The organism is Ferriphaselus sp. R-1 (assembly GCF_000746095.1).
GTDB lineage: Bacteria > Pseudomonadota > Gammaproteobacteria > Burkholderiales > Gallionellaceae > Ferriphaselus.
This window is the reverse complement of sequence record NZ_JQKP01000001.1, coordinates 240,463-256,441: the sequence shown is the minus strand read 5'-3', so window position 1 is coordinate 256,441 and position 15,979 is coordinate 240,463. Positions and strand designations below refer to the sequence as shown.

The following is a 15,979-nucleotide window of genomic DNA, read 5'->3' as shown; positions in this document are numbered from 1 at the left end:
TCGATTATTTCTTCTTGGTTTCTTTCAGGGTGACCACTTCGTCGCTATAGCGCACGCCCTTGCCCTTGTAAGGCTCAGGAGAACGGAAAGCGCGAATCTCTGCGGCCACTTGACCCACTTGCTGCTTGTCAGCACCGGTCAGCACGACTTCGGTCTGTGTCGGTGTCGCCACCTTCACACCTGCCGGCATCTTGTAAGCCACCGGATGGGAGAAACCGAGGGTGAGGTTCAGCGTGTCGCCTGCGGCCTGGGCACGATAACCCACGCCAACCAGCGTCAGCTTGCGCTCGAAGCCCTTGGTGACACCAGTCACCATATTGGCGAGCAATGCACGGATGGTACCGGACATGGCATTGGCCTGACGCGACTCGCTGGTTGCCTTGCTCAACAAGGCATCACCTTCACGCACGACGGACACATCGCCATTCAGCGCTTGAGTCAACGAACCTTGCGGGCCCTTGATAACGATTTGTTCTGCGCTGATGGAAACTTCAACACCGGCTGGAACGATAACTGGATTCTTGGCTACTCTAGACATGCCCTACCCCTTACGCGACGATGCACAGCACTTCGCCGCCGATACCATTGGCGCGCGCTTTGCGATCAGTCATCAAACCCTTGGAGGTAGAAACGATGGCGATACCCAGACCATTCATCACCTTGGGAATGTCGTTGCTGCCCTTGTAGATGCGCAGGCCTGGACGGCTCACGCGCTGGATAGTCTCGATAACCGGACGACCAGCGTAGTACTTCAGGGCGATTTCCATCGCAGACTTACCACCTTCGGACGCGGAGACACTGAAATCATCAATGTAACCTTCGTCCTTCAACACCTGTGCAATAGCTGACTTCAACTTGGAGGAAGGCATCTTGACTACAGCCTTTTCCGCCATTTGCGCATTCCGGATGCGCGTCAGCATATCGGAGATCGGATCACTCATGCTCATAACTTACTCCTACCTGCTTACCAGCTTGCCTTGACGACACCGGGGATTTCGCCACGCATCGCGTACTCACGCACCTTGATGCGACCCAGACCAAACTTTCTGAACGTGCCACGGGGACGACCCGTCAGCGCGCAACGATTACGCAAGCGAACCGGGCTTGCATCACGCGGCAACGCCTGGAACTTCAGGCGCGCTGCTGCACGCTCCTCATCACTCGCCTTCACATCGTCGATGATCGCCAACAAGGCTGCACGCTTGGCGGCAAACTTCTTGACGGTTTCGCGACGCTTCTGCTCGCGATTAATAACGGATAACTTAGCCATCTCGTCCTCAGTTCTTGAAAGGGAATTTGAACGCAGCCAACAGGGCACGCGCCTCATCGTCAGTCTTGGCCGTGGTGGTGATGGTGATATTCATACCACGCAAAGCATCGATCTTGTCGTACTCGATCTCAGGGAAAATGATCTGTTCCTTGACACCCATGTTGTAATTGCCACGGCCATCAAAAGACTTGCCCGAGATACCACGGAAGTCACGGATACGCGGGATAGCCACGGTCACCAGACGATCCAGGAATTCATACATGCGCTCCTTGCGCAGGGTCACCTTGCAGCCGACGGGATAACCTTCACGAATCTTGAAGCCAGCGATGGACTTCTTGGCATTGGTCACGACCGGCTTCTGACCTGCGATCTTCTGCATGTCACCCACAGCGTGCTCCATCACCTTCTTATCCGCAACTGCCTCGCCCACACCCATATTCAGGGTGATCTTTTCGATACGAGGAACTTCCATCACCGACTTGTAGCCGAACTTCTTCATCAGCTCTGGCGCTACGGAGTCTTTGTAAACATCATACAAACGTGCCATGTTCCATCACCCCTTAAGCGTCAATCTGTTCGCCACTGGACTTGAACACGCGCACTTTGCGACCGTCTTCCAGGACCTTGATACCCACACGATCACCCTTCTTCGCAGCAGCGTTATAAATCGCCACATTGGAGATGTGAATCGGCTTTTCCATTTCAACGATACCGCCAGAGACACCCTTGACCGGATTCGGCTTCTGGTGCTTCTTGACCTTGTTGATCCCGGACACCACCAGCTTGTCGCCCAGCACGCGCAGCACACTGCCGCGATTGCCTTTGTCTTTGCCAGCGATGACGATCACATCGTCGTTCTTTTTAATCTTTTGCATGATTTATCCTTGCAATTGCGGCGGTTACAGCACTTCCGGCGCCAACGACACGATCTTCATGAACTTCTCAGTACGCAACTCACGCGTAACTGGCCCGAAGATGCGGGTGCCGATCGGCTCCAGCTTGTTATTCAGCAACACCGCAGCATTGCCATCGAACTTGACCAGCGAGCCATCGGAACGACGAACGCCCTTGGCAGTACGCACCACCACGGCATTGTAGACATCACCCTTCTTGACGCGACCGCGCGGAGCGGCATCGCGAATGCTGACCTTGATCACATCACCAATGGCGGCATAGCGACGCTTGGAACCGCCCAGCACCTTGATGCACATGACGGAACGCGCACCGGTATTGTCGGCCACATCCAAAACTGACTGCATTTGTATCATTATCAATCTCCAACTTTGTCCGCTCAGGAGCGGCTAGTTTTGGAACCCGTTCGGGTTAGGTCGCCGCTACAGAGCGGCGATTTACGAAGCCGCGCATTCTATTCAAACTTGCGCCGTAGCGCAAGCTGAATTTAAAACATTATGCAGCTTCTGCTTTTTCGACCAGCTTTGCCACGCGCCATGCCTTGGTCTTGGCCATAGGACGGCATTCTTCGATCACCACGACATCACCCTGACGGAACTCGTTGTTCTCGTCATGAGCGTGGTATTTCTTGGATACGCGGATGATCTTGCCCAGCAACGGATGCTTGACCTTGCGTTCGATCAGAACGGTCACGGTCTTGTCCATCTTGTCGCTAGTCACAGTGCCGGTCAGAGTACGCTTCAGATTCGTCGTAGACATTACTTAGCACCCTTCTCAGTCAAAACGGTTTTCGCACGAGCGATGTCGCGGCGCACCTTACGCATCTGGCTGGTGTTGCTCAGTTGCTGGGTGGCCTTCTGCATACGCAATCCGAATTGAGCCTTGGTCAGGGAGATAACTTCCTGATTCAACTCTTCAGCGGACTTTGCTCTCAGTTCACTTGCCTTCATGTTAAGCCCCTACTTGTCTGACCACGAACGTAGTCGCGATCGGCAACTTGGCGGATGCCAGGCGGAATGCCTCGCGTGCCAACTCTTCTGCAACACCGTCCATTTCGTACAGCATCTTGCCCGGCTGAATCTCGGCGACGTAATACTCCGGATTGCCCTTACCGTTACCCATACGAACTTCCGCCGGCTTCTTGGAGATCGGCTTGTCGGGGAACACACGGATCCAGATACGACCGCCACGTTTGATGTGACGAGTCATGGCACGACGTGCAGCCTCGATCTGGCGCGCAGTCAGACGACCACGACCCATGGCCTTGAGGCCAAACTCACCGAAACTAACCTTGTTGCCGCGAGTCGCCAGACCGGTGTTACGGCCTTTCTGCTCCTTGCGGTATTTCCTTCTAGCTGGCTGTAGCATGTTTAGCTCCCGACTTTCTTACTTTCTTTTCCGGCTCAGCGGCAGGTGCAGCCACTTCTTCCAGGCCAGTGTGCTCGCCCTTGAATACCCAGACCTTGACACCGATGATGCCGTAGGTGGTCTTGGCTTCGGAGGTACCGTAGTCGATGTTGGCGCGCAGAGTGTGCAGTGGCACACGGCCTTCGCGATACCACTCGGTACGCGCGATTTCGATACCGTTCAGACGACCCGAGCTCATGATCTTGATGCCCTGGGCCCCCAGACGCATGGCGTTCTGCATCGCACGCTTCATGGCACGGCGGAACATGATGCGCTTTTCCAGTTGCGAGGTGATGCTGTCAGCGATCAACTGCGCATCGACTTCAGGCTTGCGCACTTCTTCGATGTTCAGGGCCACATCTGGCAGACCCATACGCTTCTTAAGCTCAGCGCGCAGTGCACCGATGTCCTCACCCTTCTTGCCGATCACCACACCCGGACGTGCCGTGTAGATGGTGACCTTGGCGTTCTTGGCCGGACGCTCGATCACCACCTTGGAGATACCGGCATTGGCCAGCTTCTTCTTCAGGAAGTCACGAACCTCGATGTCCTTGTGCAGCTGCTCGGCGAAGTGCTTGCTGTTGGCAAACCACTTGGACGACCAGTCCTTGCGCACGCTCAACCGGAAACCGGTTGGATGAATTTTCTGTCCCATAATCTATCCTCAGTTCCCGACGGTGATCGTGATGTGGCAGGTCTGCTTCTCAATGCGGTTGCCACGGCCTTTGGCGCGGGGCGACATACGCTTCAGGGAAGCTGCCTTGTCCACATAAATGGTCGCAACCTTCAACTCGTCGATGTCGGCACCGTCATTGTGCTCGGCATTGGCGATTGCGGATTCCAGCGCCTTCTTGATGATGACGGCGCCTTTCTTCGGGCTGAAAGTCAGGATGTTCAGTGCTTGACCGACCGGCAGACCACGGATCTGGTCAGCGACCAGACGCCCTTTCTGCGCCGACAGGCGAACACCTTTCACGTGTGCTGTTGTGTTCATCATGTCTCCTTATCTCTTCGCCTTCTTGTCCGCCGCGTGACCCTTGAAGGTACGTGTCAGCGAAAACTCACCCAGCTTGTGACCCACCATGTTCTCGGAGATGTACACCGGGATATGCTGCTTGCCATTGTGGATGGCGATGGTCAGGCCGACGAAATCAGGCAACACTGTGGAACGACGCGACCAGGTCTTGACCGGGCGCTTGTCATTGGTTGCACGCACCGTTTCGACTTTCTTCAACAGGTGAGCGTCAACAAACGGGCCTTTTTTGATGGAACGTGCCATGTTTATCTACCCCTTATTTCTGAAAGCGACGGCGCACGATCATAGTGTCGGTACGCTTGTTGTTGCGGGTACGGAAGCCCTTGGCCGGTGTACCCCATGGGCTGACCGGATGGCGACCAGCTGCGGTCTTGCCTTCACCACCACCGTGCGGGTGATCGACCGGGTTCATCACCACACCGCGAACGGTCGGGCGAACACCGCGCCAGCGCATCGCGCCAGCCTTGCCGATGGAGCGCAGAGAGTGCTCGCCGTTGCCGACTTCACCCAGAGTTGCGCGGCAATCCACGTGCACCTTGCGGATCTCGCCAGAGCGCAGACGCAGCTGAGCGTAGGCACCTTCACGCGCCAGCAACTGGACGGAAGTACCGGCAGAGCGCGCCAACTGGGCACCCTTGCCAGCCAGCATCTCGATGCAGTGGATGGTAGAGCCGACCGGGATGTTGCGCAGCGGCAGGCAGTTACCCGCCTTGATCGGTGCTTCCGAGCCATTCATCAGCGTCGCGCCCACAGCCACACCCTTAGGGGCGATGATGTAAGTGCGCTCGCCGTCGGCGTAGCACAGCAAAGCCAAGTGGGCGCTGCGGTTCGGATCGTATTCGATACGTTCGACAGTCGCTGGCACACCGTCCTTGTTGCGACGGAAGTCCACCAGACGATAGTGCTGCTTGTGCCCACCACCCATATGACGGGTAGTGATGTGGCCATTATGGTTACGACCGGCAGTCTTGGTCTTCTTCTCGACCAGCGCAGCCACGGGGCGACCCTTGTGCAAGCCAGGGGTGACCACGCGCACGACTGCACGCTGACCAGGAGTAGTTGGTTTTAGTTTGATGAGTGCCATGATAATTATCCTTGCTCACCTACGGCGAAATTGATCTCCTGACCCGGAGCCAGGCAAACATAGGCCTTCTTCCAGTCATTGCGGCGACCCATGAAACGGCCAAAGCGCTTTTGCTTGCCTTTCACATTGCTGATCTGCACGCTCTCGACAGCCACCTTGAACATCATCTCAACAGCAGCCTTGACTTCAGGCTTGGTAGCATCGGTCGCGACGCGGAAGATCACCTGCTCATTCTTCTCGGCAACGAACGTCGCCTTTTCCGAGATCTGCGGTGCCAGCAGCACCTTCATCAGACGCTCTTCACTGAACTTTTGTGCGCTCATGCCAGCATCTCCTCAATTTTCGCTACCGCAGCGCGAGTCACCAACACGCTAGGGAAACGGACCAGGCTGACCGGGTCAGCTTGATGCGGCTCCAGCACCAGCACGTTAGGCAGATTGCGGGAAGACAAGAACAGGTTCTCATCCAGATTGTCAGTGATGATCAGCACGCGATCCAGACCCATCGCCTTGACCTTGTCGGCCAGCAGCTTGGTCTTGGGTGCGTCCACATTCAAGCTGTCGACCACGGTCAGACGACCTTCAGCGACCAGACGCGAATAGATGGAAGCCAGACCGGCGCGATACATCTTACGGTTGACCTTGTGGGTGTAGTTCTCTTCGCCGGTGTTCGGGAAAATCTTGCCACCACCACGCCACAGCGGGCTGGATGCCATACCGGCACGCGCACGACCAGTACCCTTCTGGGCGAACGGCTTGCGTGTGGACTTAGCGATCTCGCTGCGACCCTTTTGCTTGCTGTTCGCAGCACGGGCATTCGCCTGATACGCGGTCACCACTTGGTGAACCAGCGCTTCGTTATATTCACGACCGAACAGCTCGTCGGAAGCATTCATGCTTGCCGCAGCCTGACCGTTTTCGTTAATGACCTTCAGTTCCATCATGCACCTGCCTTCACTGCCGGACGCACGATCACATCACCACCCTTGGCACCGGGCACTGCACCCAGAACCAACAGCAACTGACGCTCGGCATCAATACGGACGATCTCAAGATTCTGGACGGTGCGCTGCACATCACCCAGATGACCGGTCATGCGCTTACCCGGAAACACGCGACCCGGATCCTGCGCCATACCGATAGAGCCCGGTACATTGTGCGACTTGGAGTTACCGTGAGTTGCGCGACCCGATTTGAAGTGGTGACGCTTGATGGTACCGGCATAGCCCTTACCAATGGTCACACCCGTCACATCGACCTTTTGGCCAACCTGGAACAAATCGACACTGATAGCGGAGCCGACCTGGAAGCCAGCCAACTGATCAGCATCAACGGTGAATTCTTTGAGTACGCTACCCGCCTCAACGCCCGCCTTTGCGAAATGACCCGCAGCAGCCTTGGTCACACGACCAGGGCGGCGCTCGCCATAAGCAACCTGAACGGCAGTGTAGCCGTCAGTTTCTGCGGATTTGATCTGGGTAACGCGATTGTTAGACACGTCCAGCACAGTCACCGGCAACGAGGAACCGTCTTCAGTGAACACGCGGGTCATGCCAATCTTGCGACCGACAAGTCCTAAGCTCATATTATTTCCTTATTTAGTAAGGGGCTGACTACAATTGGCCAGCCGATCCAGTGCTACAAACTACAATTACTGCAACTTGATTTCCACATCCACGCCAGCAGGCAGATCCAGCTTCATCAACGCATCCACAGTCTTGTCTGTAGGATCGACGATGTCCATCAAACGCAGATGGGTGCGAATCTCGAACTGATCGCGAGAGGTCTTGTTCACGTGCGGAGAACGCAGCACGTCGAAACGCTCAATACGGGTAGGCAGCGGAACCGGGCCCTTGACCACGGCACCAGTGCGCTTGGCTGTATCAACGATCTGCAAAGCAGACTGGTCGATCAAACGATAGTCAAACGCCTTCAGGCGGATGCGAATTTTCTGACTTGCCATAATTTTCTCTTGCAATGAGCGGCGAACCGCTACGTTAAAGAACGAAAGCGCGGCAGTATACACTGCCGCGCCGATTAATCAAGTGCTTGTTACTCGATAATCTTGGCTACCACACCTGCGCCGACGGTACGACCGCCTTCACGGATGGCGAAACGCAGACCTTCTTCCATCGCGATCGGGGCGATCAGGCCCACGGTGATCGAGACGTTGTCGCCCGGCATCACCATTTCGGTGCCTGCCGGCAGTTCGATCGCACCGGTCACGTCGGTGGTGCGGAAGTAGAACTGCGGACGGTAGCCTTGGAAGAACGGGGTGTGACGACCGCCTTCGTCCTTGCCCAGCACGTAGATCTCGGCAGTGAACTTGGTGTGCGGCTTGATGGAGCCCGGCTTGCACAGCACTTGGCCGCGCTCGACGTCTTCACGCTTGGTGCCGCGCAGCAGCACGCCGACGTTGTCACCCGCTTGACCTTGGTCCAGCAGCTTGCGGAACATTTCCACGCCGGTACAGGTGGTCTTGGCAGTGGCCTTGATGCCGACGATTTCGATTTCTTCGCCGACCTTGATGATGCCGCGCTCGATACGACCCGTCACCACGGTGCCGCGACCGGAGATGGAGAACACGTCTTCCACGGGCATCAGGAAGGCGCCGTCAATGGCACGCTCCGGAGTCGGGATGTAGCTGTCCAGCGCGTCGGCCAGGCGCATGATGGCGCCTTCACCCAGGTCGCCGGTGTCGCCTTCCACGGCCTTCAGGGCGGAGCCCTTGACGATGGGGATGTCGTCGCCAGGGAAGTCGTACTTGGACAGGAGTTCGCGAACTTCCATCTCGACCAGTTCCAGCAGTTCTTCGTCATCGACCATGTCGCACTTGTTCAGGAACACGATGATGTAAGGAACGCCCACTTGGCGGGCCAGCAGGATGTGCTCGCGGGTCTGTGGCATGGGGCCGTCAGCAGCGGAACACACCAGAATCGCGCCGTCCATCTGGGCTGCGCCGGTGATCATGTTCTTCACATAGTCGGCGTGGCCAGGGCAGTCCACGTGCGCGTAGTGACGCGCAGCGGTTTCGTATTCGACGTGGGCGGTGTTGATGGTGATGCCGCGTGCCTTCTCTTCCGGCGCTGCGTCAATCTGGTCATACGCCTTGGCTTCGCCGCCAAACTTCTTCGACAACACGGTCGTGATCGCCGCTGTCAGGGTGGTCTTGCCGTGGTCAACGTGACCAATCGTGCCCACGTTCACGTGCGGCTTGGTGCGCTCAAATTTGCTCTTTGCCATGATTTTTCCTCATCAACAACCGAATTAACGAAAGAACCACTACCTAAAAACTGGTGCCCATGGCGAGAATCGGACTCGCGACCTCTCCCTTACCAAGGGAGTGCTCTACCACTGAGCCACATGGGCGAAACTCTGGAGCGGGTGAAGGGAATCGAACCCTCGTCGTAAGCTTGGAAGGCTTCTGCTCTACCATTGAGCTACACCCGCGTATCCTGCTTTCAACTTCAGGCGACTCAACACCTGCTCGTACAACTTAAATTCTGGTGGAGGGGGACGGATTCGAACCATCGTACTCATAAGAGGGCAGATTTACAGTCTGCTGCCTTTAACCACTCGGCCACCCCTCCGTGAAGAGGGCGGGATTATCCTGAAACCCCCGCCCCCTGTCAAACACTAATTACGCATTTTTTCTGAACAGGGCCGACTGGGCATGGGCCTGCAAACCCTCGCCAAACGCCAGCTCTGCAGCGACCGCGCCCAGCGTCTGCGCGCCTTGCGCAGACACCTGGATCAGACTGCTGCGCTTCTGGAAGTCGTACACGCCGAGCGGCGAGGAGAAGCGTGCCGTACCGGAGGTCGGCAGCACGTGGTTAGGCCCGGCGCAATAGTCACCGAGCGATTCCGAGGTATAGCGCCCCATGAAGATCGCCCCGGCATGTTTCAGCCTGGGCAACATGGCTTGCGGGTCGGCCACGGACAGCTCCAAGTGCTCCGGCGCGATACGGTTGCTGATAATGCAGGCCTCGTCCAGGTCGGCGACATGGACCAGCGCACCGCGATTCTCCAGCGCTGTCTTGATGATCTCCTTGCGCGGCATCTGCTCCAGCAGCTTGTCGGCACTGGCGGCGACCGCCTCGATGAACGCCGCATCCGGCGACAGCAGGATGGCCTGCGCCAACTCGTCGTGTTCGGCCTGCGAGAACAGGTCCATCGCCACCCAGTCCGGATCGGTCTGGCCGTCGCAGATCACCAGTATCTCGGAAGGCCCGGCGATCATGTCGATGCCGCAGGCACCGAACACGCGCCGTTTAGCCGAGGCGACGTAGGCGTTGCCAGGACCGACGATCTTGTCCACCTTGGGGATGCTCGCCGTGCCATAGGCCAGCGCCGCCACGGCCTGCGCCCCGCCGATGGTGAACACGCGATCCACCCCGCACAGGTGAGCCGCTGCCAACACCAACTGATTCTTCATGCCATCCGGCGTGGGCACCACCATGATGAGTTCGGCCACCCCCGCCACTTTCGCAGGCAGCGCATTCATCAGCACGGAAGACGGATAAGCCGCCTTGCCGCCCGGCACATACAGGCCGACGCGATCCAGCGGCGTGACTTGCTGGCCGAGCATGGTGCCATCATCGTCCAGATAGGTCCACGATGCCTGCACCTGCTTCTGGTGATACGACGTGACGCGCTGGGCGGCAGCCTCCAGCGCAGCGCGTTGGGCGGCAGGCAAGCCCTCGAAAGCCGCACGCAACTCCGCCTGGGGCAATTCCATCGCCGCCGCATCCAACAGGGGCAAACGGTCGAACTTGCGCGTGTAGTCCAACACGGCTTCATCACCGCGCTTTTTCACATCGGCGAGGATGGCGGCCACGGTGGCCTCCAGCTTCTCGTCGGCAGTCTCCTCGAAGGCGAGCAACTTGCTCAGCCGGGCTTCAAAATCGGAATCACGAGTGGAAAGACGAGTGATATTCATCGGCACACCTTTTACTTGTTCACAGCCAGAGCGAACGCATCCAGCATCGGCTGGAGCGTGCCACGTTTCAGTTTCAGCGAGGCCTGGTTGACCACCAGTCGCGACGAGATGTCGACGATGTGTTCGACCGCCTTGAGATCGTTGGCCTTCAGCGTGCCACCGCTGCTGACCAGATCCACGATAGCGTCGGACAGGCCGACCAGCGGCGCCAACTCCATCGAGCCATACAGCTTGATCAAATCGACGTGAACCCCCTTGCTGGCGAAGTGTTCGCGCGCCGCGTTCACATACTTGGTCGCCACGCGCAGGCGCGCGCCTTGCTTCACGGCAGATGCGTAATCGAAACCGTTGCGCACCGCCACCATCAAGCGACACTTGGCGATGTTCAGGTCCAGCGGCTGGTACAGCCCCTCTCCGCCATGCTCGTTCAGTACATCCTTGCCCGCCACGCCGATGTCTGCCGCACCGTATTGCACATAGGTCGGTACGTCGGATGCGCGCACGATGATCAGGCGCACATCGTCACGATCGGTCGGCAGGATGAGCTTGCGCGAAGACTCGGGGTCTTCCAGCGGCGTGATGCCTGCCGCCGCCAACAATGGCAATGTCTCTTCAAAGATGCGGCCTTTGGACAGGGCGATGGTGATCATATCTATGCTTCCGATTATTTCAGGCGGCGAATGTTAGCACCCAGTTGCGACAACTTGGCTTCGATGTGCTCGTAACCGCGATCCAGGTGATAGATGCGGTCGATCACGGTCTCGCCTTGCGCCAACAGTGCGGCGATCACTAGTGAAGCCGAGGCTCGCAGGTCGGTGGCCATCACGTCGGCACCTTCCAGCCTGGTCACCCCGTGCACCACGGCAGTATTGCCTTCGACATCGATGCGCGCGCCGAGGCGGCGCAACTCCTGCACGTGCATGAAACGATTCTCGAAGATGGTCTCCACCACCATGGCGCTGCCCTCCGCGATGCAGTTGAGCGCCATGAACTGCGCCTGCATGTCGGTGGGAAAAGCCGGATGCGGTGCGGTACGCACGTTCACCGCCTTGGGGCGAGCCGTCATGCGCAGACGGATGGTGTCGGTGCCGACATCGATCTGCGCGCCCGCCTCGCTGAGCTTTTCCAGCACAGTCTCCAGCAAGTCGGCGCGGGTGTCGCACAAGGTGACATCGCCGCCCGTGGCCGCCGCCGCGACCAAAAAGGTGCCGCTCTCGATACGGTCGGGCAGGATGCGGTGGCTCGCGCCGTGCAGCGATGCGACGCCGGTGATGGTGATGGTGTCGCTGCCGTCGCCCGTGATCTTCGCGCCCATGGCACGCAGACAATCCGCGAGGTCGATCACTTCAGGCTCACGCGCGGCGTTTTCCAGCACGGTCACGCCGTCGGCCAGCGCGGCGGCCATCATCAGGTTCTCGGTACCGGTGACGCTGACGATATCGAAGAAGATGCGCGCGCCCTTGAGCTTTTTCGCGGTGGCGTGGATGTAGCCGTGCTCGATGTGGATCTCGGCCCCCATCGCCTGCAAACCCTTGATGTGCAGATCGACCGGACGCGAGCCGATGGCGCAGCCGCCGGGCAAGGAGACGCGCGCCTCGCCGAAGCGGGCGACCAGCGGGCCCAGTACCAGAATCGCCGCGCGCATGGTCTTCACCATGTCGTAAGGCGCTTCCAGCTTGTCCACCGCTGCGCCGTTCAGAGTGATCTCGCCCGCACCCGGCGTAGCCTTGATCCCCATCTGCTCCAGCAAGCGGCGCATGGTGGCGACATCATGCAGATCGGGCAGATTGGTCAAATGCAGGTCGTCGGCGGTGAGCAGACCGGCGCACAGAATGGGCAGGGCCGCGTTCTTGGCACCGGAGATGCGGACAGTCCCGCGCAGTGGCGTACCACCGATGATGGCTAGTTTTTGCATAGATTCAGTTGATGACAGGAGTCGTCCGTGGTTCCGTGAGCACCGCCCAGACGAGCACTAACGACCGGCTGCCGATTCCCATTCCTGTGGAGTAAATGTTTTGATGGACAGGGCGTGGATCTCTTCGCGCATCCGGTCGCCCAAGGTCTGATAGACGCGCTGGTGGCGCTGCACCCGACTTTTGCCGAGAAACTCTGCACTCACCACCACTGCCTCGAAATGCGCGCCGTCACCGACCACGGTCAAATGCTCGGTCACCATGCCGGCGGCGATGCCCTGCTGGATACTTTCCGGGGTGACCACGATCAAACCGCCAGCAATCCGTCCACGCCGTACATGCGTGCCAGACTGATCAAGTTCGGGGGAAGGTTGCTGTAGCGCAATTCGATGCCTCGCGCCTGTGCCTGCCGCAACCAAGCCAGCAACAAGCCGACCGCAGCAGAGTCCACAACCTCGACTTCAGCCAGATCGACCACCACAGGCGAGCCAGGATCGGCCGGCTCGACCAGATCATGCAGGTGCGCCACGGTCACCATCGTCAGCTCACCCGAGACAGCGAGCCGATTTCCGGCCTGATGTATCACTTGGCACCCGCCTTTTTGCTGGCCGCCTGGTTGTTGTCCTTCAGCCACTGGATCAGGCCATCGATGCCGGACTGCTCGATCTTCTCGGCGAACTGTTTCTTGTAGGTCGCCACCAAGCTGATCTCCTGAATGGAAACGTCATACACTTTCCAGCCGGAGGCAGTTTTGTACAGATCGTAATCCACCATCACCGGCTGGGCTCCCGGCTTGGAGATCAGGCTCCGGACAGTGACCTCATCATCCACGGGCGCTTGCTTGAGCGGCTTGATCTCGACCTTTTGATCCTGATAGGAGGTGAACGCCTTGGTGTAGAAACGCACCAGGAAGCTGCGGTACTCGCTGGTCAGCGAGGTACGCTGTTCCGGCGTAGCCGCGCGCCAGCTTTTGCCGCCTATCGTTTTCTGGGTCAAGCGGGTGAAATCGAACTGGGGCAGGATCTTGGTCTCGACCAGCGCCTGGACCTTTTGCTTGTCGCCATTGTGTAGAGCCTGATCCTTGCTGATCGCCTCCAGCACCTCATTGACCACATCCCGAATCAACGCATCCGGCGCCTTGAACTCCTCGGCCTGCGCCCAGGCAGCGGCACCCGCCAGCCAGAGCCCCAACACCATTGCCATCAATTTTTTCATCTTGCTTCCTTAATCAGAATTGCTGCTTGCCTTGCTGTACAGGAACCTGCCGATCAGGTCCTCCAGCACCACGGCGGATTGAGTCTTGCGCACTTCATCGCCGTTGACGAGCATCTTTTCATCCTCGCCCGGCTCAAAGCCGATGTACTGTTCGCCGAGCAGACCCGCTGTCAGGATCTTGGGGACCGTGTCCTTGGGAAACTGGTAGCGCTTGTCCAGGCTCATCGTCACTTTCGCTTGATACTCATGCTGGGGATCCAGCCGGATGTCCGTCACCCGACCAATCAGCACGCCTGCACTCTTGATCGAGGCTTTGGGCTTCAATCCCCCGATGTTGGTGAAGTAGGCCTGCAACTGGTAGGACTCGGACACGTTATAGGTGCTCAGGTTCCCCACCTTCAGCGCCAACACCACCAGTGCACCGACACCGGCCACCACGAATGCACCGACCCACAAATCCAACGTAGTGCGCTCCATCTCAATTACTCCCAAACATTAATGCGGTCAAAATAAAATCCAGAATCAGGATCGCCAGCGAGGATTCGACCACGGTGCGGGTCGTTGCGCCGGAGACACCCTCTGCCGTGGGCGGCGCGTCATAGCCCTCGAACAGCGAGATCGCCGTCACCGCCAGGCCGAACACAAAGCTCTTGATGACACCGTTCATCACATCGTGGCGAAAATCCACCGCGCCCTGCATCTGCGACCAGAACGACCCCTCGTCCACGCCGATCAGCACCACGCCGACCACATAGCCGCCCAGTACACCCATGGCCGAGAACAGCGCCGCCAGCAAGGGCATGGAGAACACACCGGCCCAGAAGCGCGGCGCGACCACCCGTGCGATCGGATTCACCGCCATCAGTTCCATCGCCGCGATCTGTTCGGTGGCTTTCATCAGGCCGATCTCGGCGGTCATCGCCGAACCGGCGCGGCTGGCGAACAACAGCGCCGCCAGCACCGGCCCCAGTTCGCGCACCAGCGACAGCGCGACCAGTGAACCCAGCGCCGATTCCGAGCCATAGCGCTTCAGCGTCTCATAGCCCTGCAAGCCGAGCACCATGCCGACGAACATGCCCGCCACCAGGATGATGATGAGCGACATCACGCCTGAGAAGAACATCTCCTTGATGGTCAAGCGGAACCGGCGAAAGCTGGCTCCGGAGTAGAACAGGGTCATCGCGAAGAAGCGCGCGGCAAAGCCGATACGCCATACCGCATTGACCGTGCGGTGACCGATGGTGCGCAAACTATTGACGATAGACATAATCAGGCTCGCAGCCGCAGATCTTGTGAGTAGTTCCCGCCGGGGTAATGGAACGGGATCGGCCCATCGATCTCGCCATGCACGAACTGGCGCACAAATGGCACCTCCGAAGCACGTATCTCGTCCGCCGTACCCTCGGCGATGATCGCCCCATCGGAGATGAAATAGACATAATCGACGATCTTCAGCGACTCCTGGATATCGTGGGTGACCACGATGGAGGTCGCGCCCAAGGCATCGTTCAGTTGGCGGATCAGGTTCCCGACCACCGACAGCGAGATCGGATCCAGCCCGGCAAACGGCTCGTCGTACATGATGAGCATGGGATCCAGCGCCACGGTGCGCGCCAGCGCCACACGCCTGGCCATGCCGCCGGAAAGCTCAGCCGGCATCAGATTGTGCGTACCGCGCAAACCCACTGCGTGCAGTTTCATCAACACCAGGTCGTGAATGATGTCTTCCGGCAGGTCGGTGTGCTCGCGCATCTGGAAAGCGACGTTATCGAACACCGACATATCCGTGAACAAGGCACCGAACTGGAACAGCATCCCCATCTTGCGACGCATCGCATACAGCCCTTCCTGATCCAGCTCGTGGATGACCTTGCCATCCACCTTGACATAACCCCTGGTCGGTTTGAGTACACCACCGATATGACGCAGCAAGGTCGTCTTGCCACAGCCACTCAAGCCCATGATGGCGATCAGCTTGCCCTTGGGGAAGGACATATTGATACCCTTCAGAATGGCACGATTATCGTAAGCGAAATTGAGGTCGCGGATCTCAACCAGCGGTTGTAAGGACACGTAACGATACCTGTAGGTGGCGGGGCGGCAATTCTAAACTACCGCAACGATACACCACAAGCACGCATCTCGCGGTCGCGGCCCACAAGGCCTAGCCCCTGCGCGACATAAGAGATGGATGGCTAGCTCCT

General features: G+C 58.5%; 27 protein-coding genes and 3 tRNA genes. All 30 read right to left on the bottom strand.

The genetic code is table 11. The annotated features are described in order from the left end of the window. Positions 1 to 4: 4 nt before the first annotated feature. Positions 5 to 538, bottom strand: a complete 534-nt coding sequence (gene rplF, locus DM08_RS01395; RefSeq protein ID WP_035382806.1) for a 50S ribosomal protein L6 — start codon at positions 536 to 538, stop codon at positions 5 to 7. 10 nt (positions 539 to 548) lie between these two features. After that, complete coding sequence (gene rpsH, locus DM08_RS01390) at positions 549 to 947, bottom strand: 30S ribosomal protein S8 (RefSeq protein ID WP_035382805.1); 399 nt, start codon at positions 945 to 947, stop codon at positions 549 to 551. 17 nt (positions 948 to 964) lie between these two features. Then, positions 965 to 1,270 carry a 30S ribosomal protein S14 gene (gene rpsN, locus DM08_RS01385; RefSeq protein ID WP_035382804.1) on the bottom strand — a complete coding sequence of 102 codons (306 nt, stop codon included), beginning with the start codon at positions 1,268 to 1,270 and terminating at the stop codon, positions 965 to 967. A 7-nt stretch (positions 1,271 to 1,277) separates the two neighbouring features. Next, positions 1,278 to 1,817: a 50S ribosomal protein L5 gene (rplE, locus tag DM08_RS01380; protein ID WP_035382803.1), complete on the bottom strand. Its 540-nt coding sequence runs from the start codon at positions 1,815 to 1,817 to the stop codon at positions 1,278 to 1,280. A gap of 13 nt (positions 1,818 to 1,830) precedes the next feature. Further along, on the bottom strand, positions 1,831 to 2,145 hold the full coding sequence (gene rplX / locus DM08_RS01375; protein WP_035382802.1) for a 50S ribosomal protein L24: 315 nt from the start codon (positions 2,143 to 2,145) through the stop codon (positions 1,831 to 1,833). Between the two features lie 24 nt (positions 2,146 to 2,169). After that, positions 2,170 to 2,538, bottom strand: coding sequence for a 50S ribosomal protein L14 (gene rplN, locus DM08_RS01370; RefSeq protein WP_035382801.1), 369 nt, complete (start codon positions 2,536 to 2,538; stop codon positions 2,170 to 2,172). Between the two features lie 139 nt (positions 2,539 to 2,677). Further along, positions 2,678 to 2,941, bottom strand: a complete 264-nt coding sequence (gene rpsQ / locus DM08_RS01365; RefSeq protein WP_035382800.1) for a 30S ribosomal protein S17 — start codon at positions 2,939 to 2,941, stop codon at positions 2,678 to 2,680. Continuing rightward, positions 2,941 to 3,132 carry a 50S ribosomal protein L29 gene (gene rpmC / locus DM08_RS01360; RefSeq protein WP_035382799.1) on the bottom strand — a complete coding sequence of 64 codons (192 nt, stop codon included), beginning with the start codon at positions 3,130 to 3,132 and terminating at the stop codon, positions 2,941 to 2,943. Before rpmC ends, rpsQ begins: the two co-directional genes overlap by 1 nt. 1 nt (position 3,133) lies before the next feature. Then, positions 3,134 to 3,550 (bottom strand): 50S ribosomal protein L16, encoded by a 417-nt coding sequence (gene rplP, locus DM08_RS01355; protein WP_035382798.1) that lies wholly within the window; start codon positions 3,548 to 3,550, stop codon positions 3,134 to 3,136. Then, on the bottom strand, positions 3,534 to 4,244 hold the full coding sequence (gene rpsC, locus DM08_RS01350; protein WP_035382797.1) for a 30S ribosomal protein S3: 711 nt from the start codon (positions 4,242 to 4,244) through the stop codon (positions 3,534 to 3,536). The genes rplP and rpsC overlap by 17 nt, the downstream gene beginning before the upstream one ends. Positions 4,245 to 4,253: 9 nt before the next feature. Further along, positions 4,254 to 4,583 carry a 50S ribosomal protein L22 gene (rplV, locus tag DM08_RS01345; protein ID WP_035382796.1) on the bottom strand — a complete coding sequence of 110 codons (330 nt, stop codon included), beginning with the start codon at positions 4,581 to 4,583 and terminating at the stop codon, positions 4,254 to 4,256. Positions 4,584 to 4,592: 9 nt separating this feature from the next. Beyond that, positions 4,593 to 4,868: a 30S ribosomal protein S19 gene (rpsS, locus tag DM08_RS01340; RefSeq protein WP_035382795.1), complete on the bottom strand. Its 276-nt coding sequence runs from the start codon at positions 4,866 to 4,868 to the stop codon at positions 4,593 to 4,595. Between the two features lie 13 nt (positions 4,869 to 4,881). Next, on the bottom strand, positions 4,882 to 5,709 hold the full coding sequence (gene rplB / locus DM08_RS01335) for a 50S ribosomal protein L2 (protein ID WP_035382794.1): 828 nt from the start codon (positions 5,707 to 5,709) through the stop codon (positions 4,882 to 4,884). A 5-nt stretch (positions 5,710 to 5,714) separates the two neighbouring features. Continuing rightward, positions 5,715 to 6,032 (bottom strand): 50S ribosomal protein L23, encoded by a 318-nt coding sequence (rplW, locus tag DM08_RS01330; RefSeq protein WP_035382793.1) that lies wholly within the window; start codon positions 6,030 to 6,032, stop codon positions 5,715 to 5,717. Continuing rightward, complete coding sequence (rplD, locus tag DM08_RS01325; RefSeq protein WP_035383038.1) at positions 6,029 to 6,649, bottom strand: 50S ribosomal protein L4; 621 nt, start codon at positions 6,647 to 6,649, stop codon at positions 6,029 to 6,031. Before rplD ends, rplW begins: the two co-directional genes overlap by 4 nt. Beyond that, a complete protein-coding gene (gene rplC / locus DM08_RS01320) occupies positions 6,649 to 7,293 on the bottom strand; it encodes a 50S ribosomal protein L3 (protein WP_035382792.1) in 645 nt (214 codons plus the stop codon). Before rplC ends, rplD begins: the two co-directional genes overlap by 1 nt. A gap of 66 nt (positions 7,294 to 7,359) precedes the next feature. Beyond that, complete coding sequence (rpsJ, locus tag DM08_RS01315; protein ID WP_035382791.1) at positions 7,360 to 7,671, bottom strand: 30S ribosomal protein S10; 312 nt, start codon at positions 7,669 to 7,671, stop codon at positions 7,360 to 7,362. Between the two features lie 89 nt (positions 7,672 to 7,760). Next, on the bottom strand, positions 7,761 to 8,951 hold the full coding sequence (tuf, locus tag DM08_RS01310) for an elongation factor Tu (RefSeq protein ID WP_035382790.1): 1,191 nt from the start codon (positions 8,949 to 8,951) through the stop codon (positions 7,761 to 7,763). 51 nt (positions 8,952 to 9,002) lie between these two features. Continuing rightward, positions 9,003 to 9,077: transfer RNA gene (locus DM08_RS01305), tRNA-Thr, on the bottom strand. 7 nt (positions 9,078 to 9,084) lie between these two features. Then, a tRNA-Gly gene (locus DM08_RS01300) sits at positions 9,085 to 9,158 on the bottom strand. A 54-nt stretch (positions 9,159 to 9,212) separates the two neighbouring features. Continuing rightward, positions 9,213 to 9,298: transfer RNA gene (locus DM08_RS01295), tRNA-Tyr, on the bottom strand. Between the two features lie 50 nt (positions 9,299 to 9,348). Further along, positions 9,349 to 10,647, bottom strand: a complete 1,299-nt coding sequence (hisD, locus tag DM08_RS01290) for a histidinol dehydrogenase (protein ID WP_035382789.1) — start codon at positions 10,645 to 10,647, stop codon at positions 9,349 to 9,351. A gap of 11 nt (positions 10,648 to 10,658) precedes the next feature. Then, entirely contained in the window at positions 10,659 to 11,297 is a 639-nt protein-coding gene (gene hisG, locus DM08_RS01285) for an ATP phosphoribosyltransferase (protein WP_035382788.1), read from the bottom strand. A 14-nt stretch (positions 11,298 to 11,311) separates the two neighbouring features. Beyond that, positions 11,312 to 12,562, bottom strand: a complete 1,251-nt coding sequence (gene murA, locus DM08_RS01280; RefSeq protein WP_035382787.1) for a UDP-N-acetylglucosamine 1-carboxyvinyltransferase — start codon at positions 12,560 to 12,562, stop codon at positions 11,312 to 11,314. Between the two features lie 57 nt (positions 12,563 to 12,619). Next, a complete protein-coding gene (locus DM08_RS01275) occupies positions 12,620 to 12,865 on the bottom strand; it encodes a BolA family protein (protein WP_202593358.1) in 246 nt (81 codons plus the stop codon). A 2-nt stretch (positions 12,866 to 12,867) separates the two neighbouring features. After that, the gene (locus DM08_RS01270; protein WP_202593352.1) at positions 12,868 to 13,146 is read right to left on the bottom strand and encodes an STAS domain-containing protein; all 279 of its coding nucleotides are present in this window, start codon (positions 13,144 to 13,146) and stop codon (positions 12,868 to 12,870) included. Next, entirely contained in the window at positions 13,143 to 13,775 is a 633-nt protein-coding gene (locus DM08_RS01265) for an MlaC/ttg2D family ABC transporter substrate-binding protein (RefSeq protein ID WP_035382786.1), read from the bottom strand. Before DM08_RS01265 ends, DM08_RS01270 begins: the two co-directional genes overlap by 4 nt. Before the next feature lie 9 nt (positions 13,776 to 13,784). Next, positions 13,785 to 14,252, bottom strand: coding sequence for an outer membrane lipid asymmetry maintenance protein MlaD (gene mlaD, locus DM08_RS01260; RefSeq protein ID WP_035382785.1), 468 nt, complete (start codon positions 14,250 to 14,252; stop codon positions 13,785 to 13,787). A 1-nt stretch (position 14,253) separates the two neighbouring features. Continuing rightward, complete coding sequence (mlaE, locus tag DM08_RS01255; protein ID WP_035382784.1) at positions 14,254 to 15,042, bottom strand: lipid asymmetry maintenance ABC transporter permease subunit MlaE; 789 nt, start codon at positions 15,040 to 15,042, stop codon at positions 14,254 to 14,256. 2 nt (positions 15,043 to 15,044) lie between these two features. Next, positions 15,045 to 15,848: an ABC transporter ATP-binding protein gene (locus tag DM08_RS01250; protein ID WP_035382783.1), complete on the bottom strand. Its 804-nt coding sequence runs from the start codon at positions 15,846 to 15,848 to the stop codon at positions 15,045 to 15,047. Between the last annotated feature and the right edge of the window lie 131 nt (positions 15,849 to 15,979).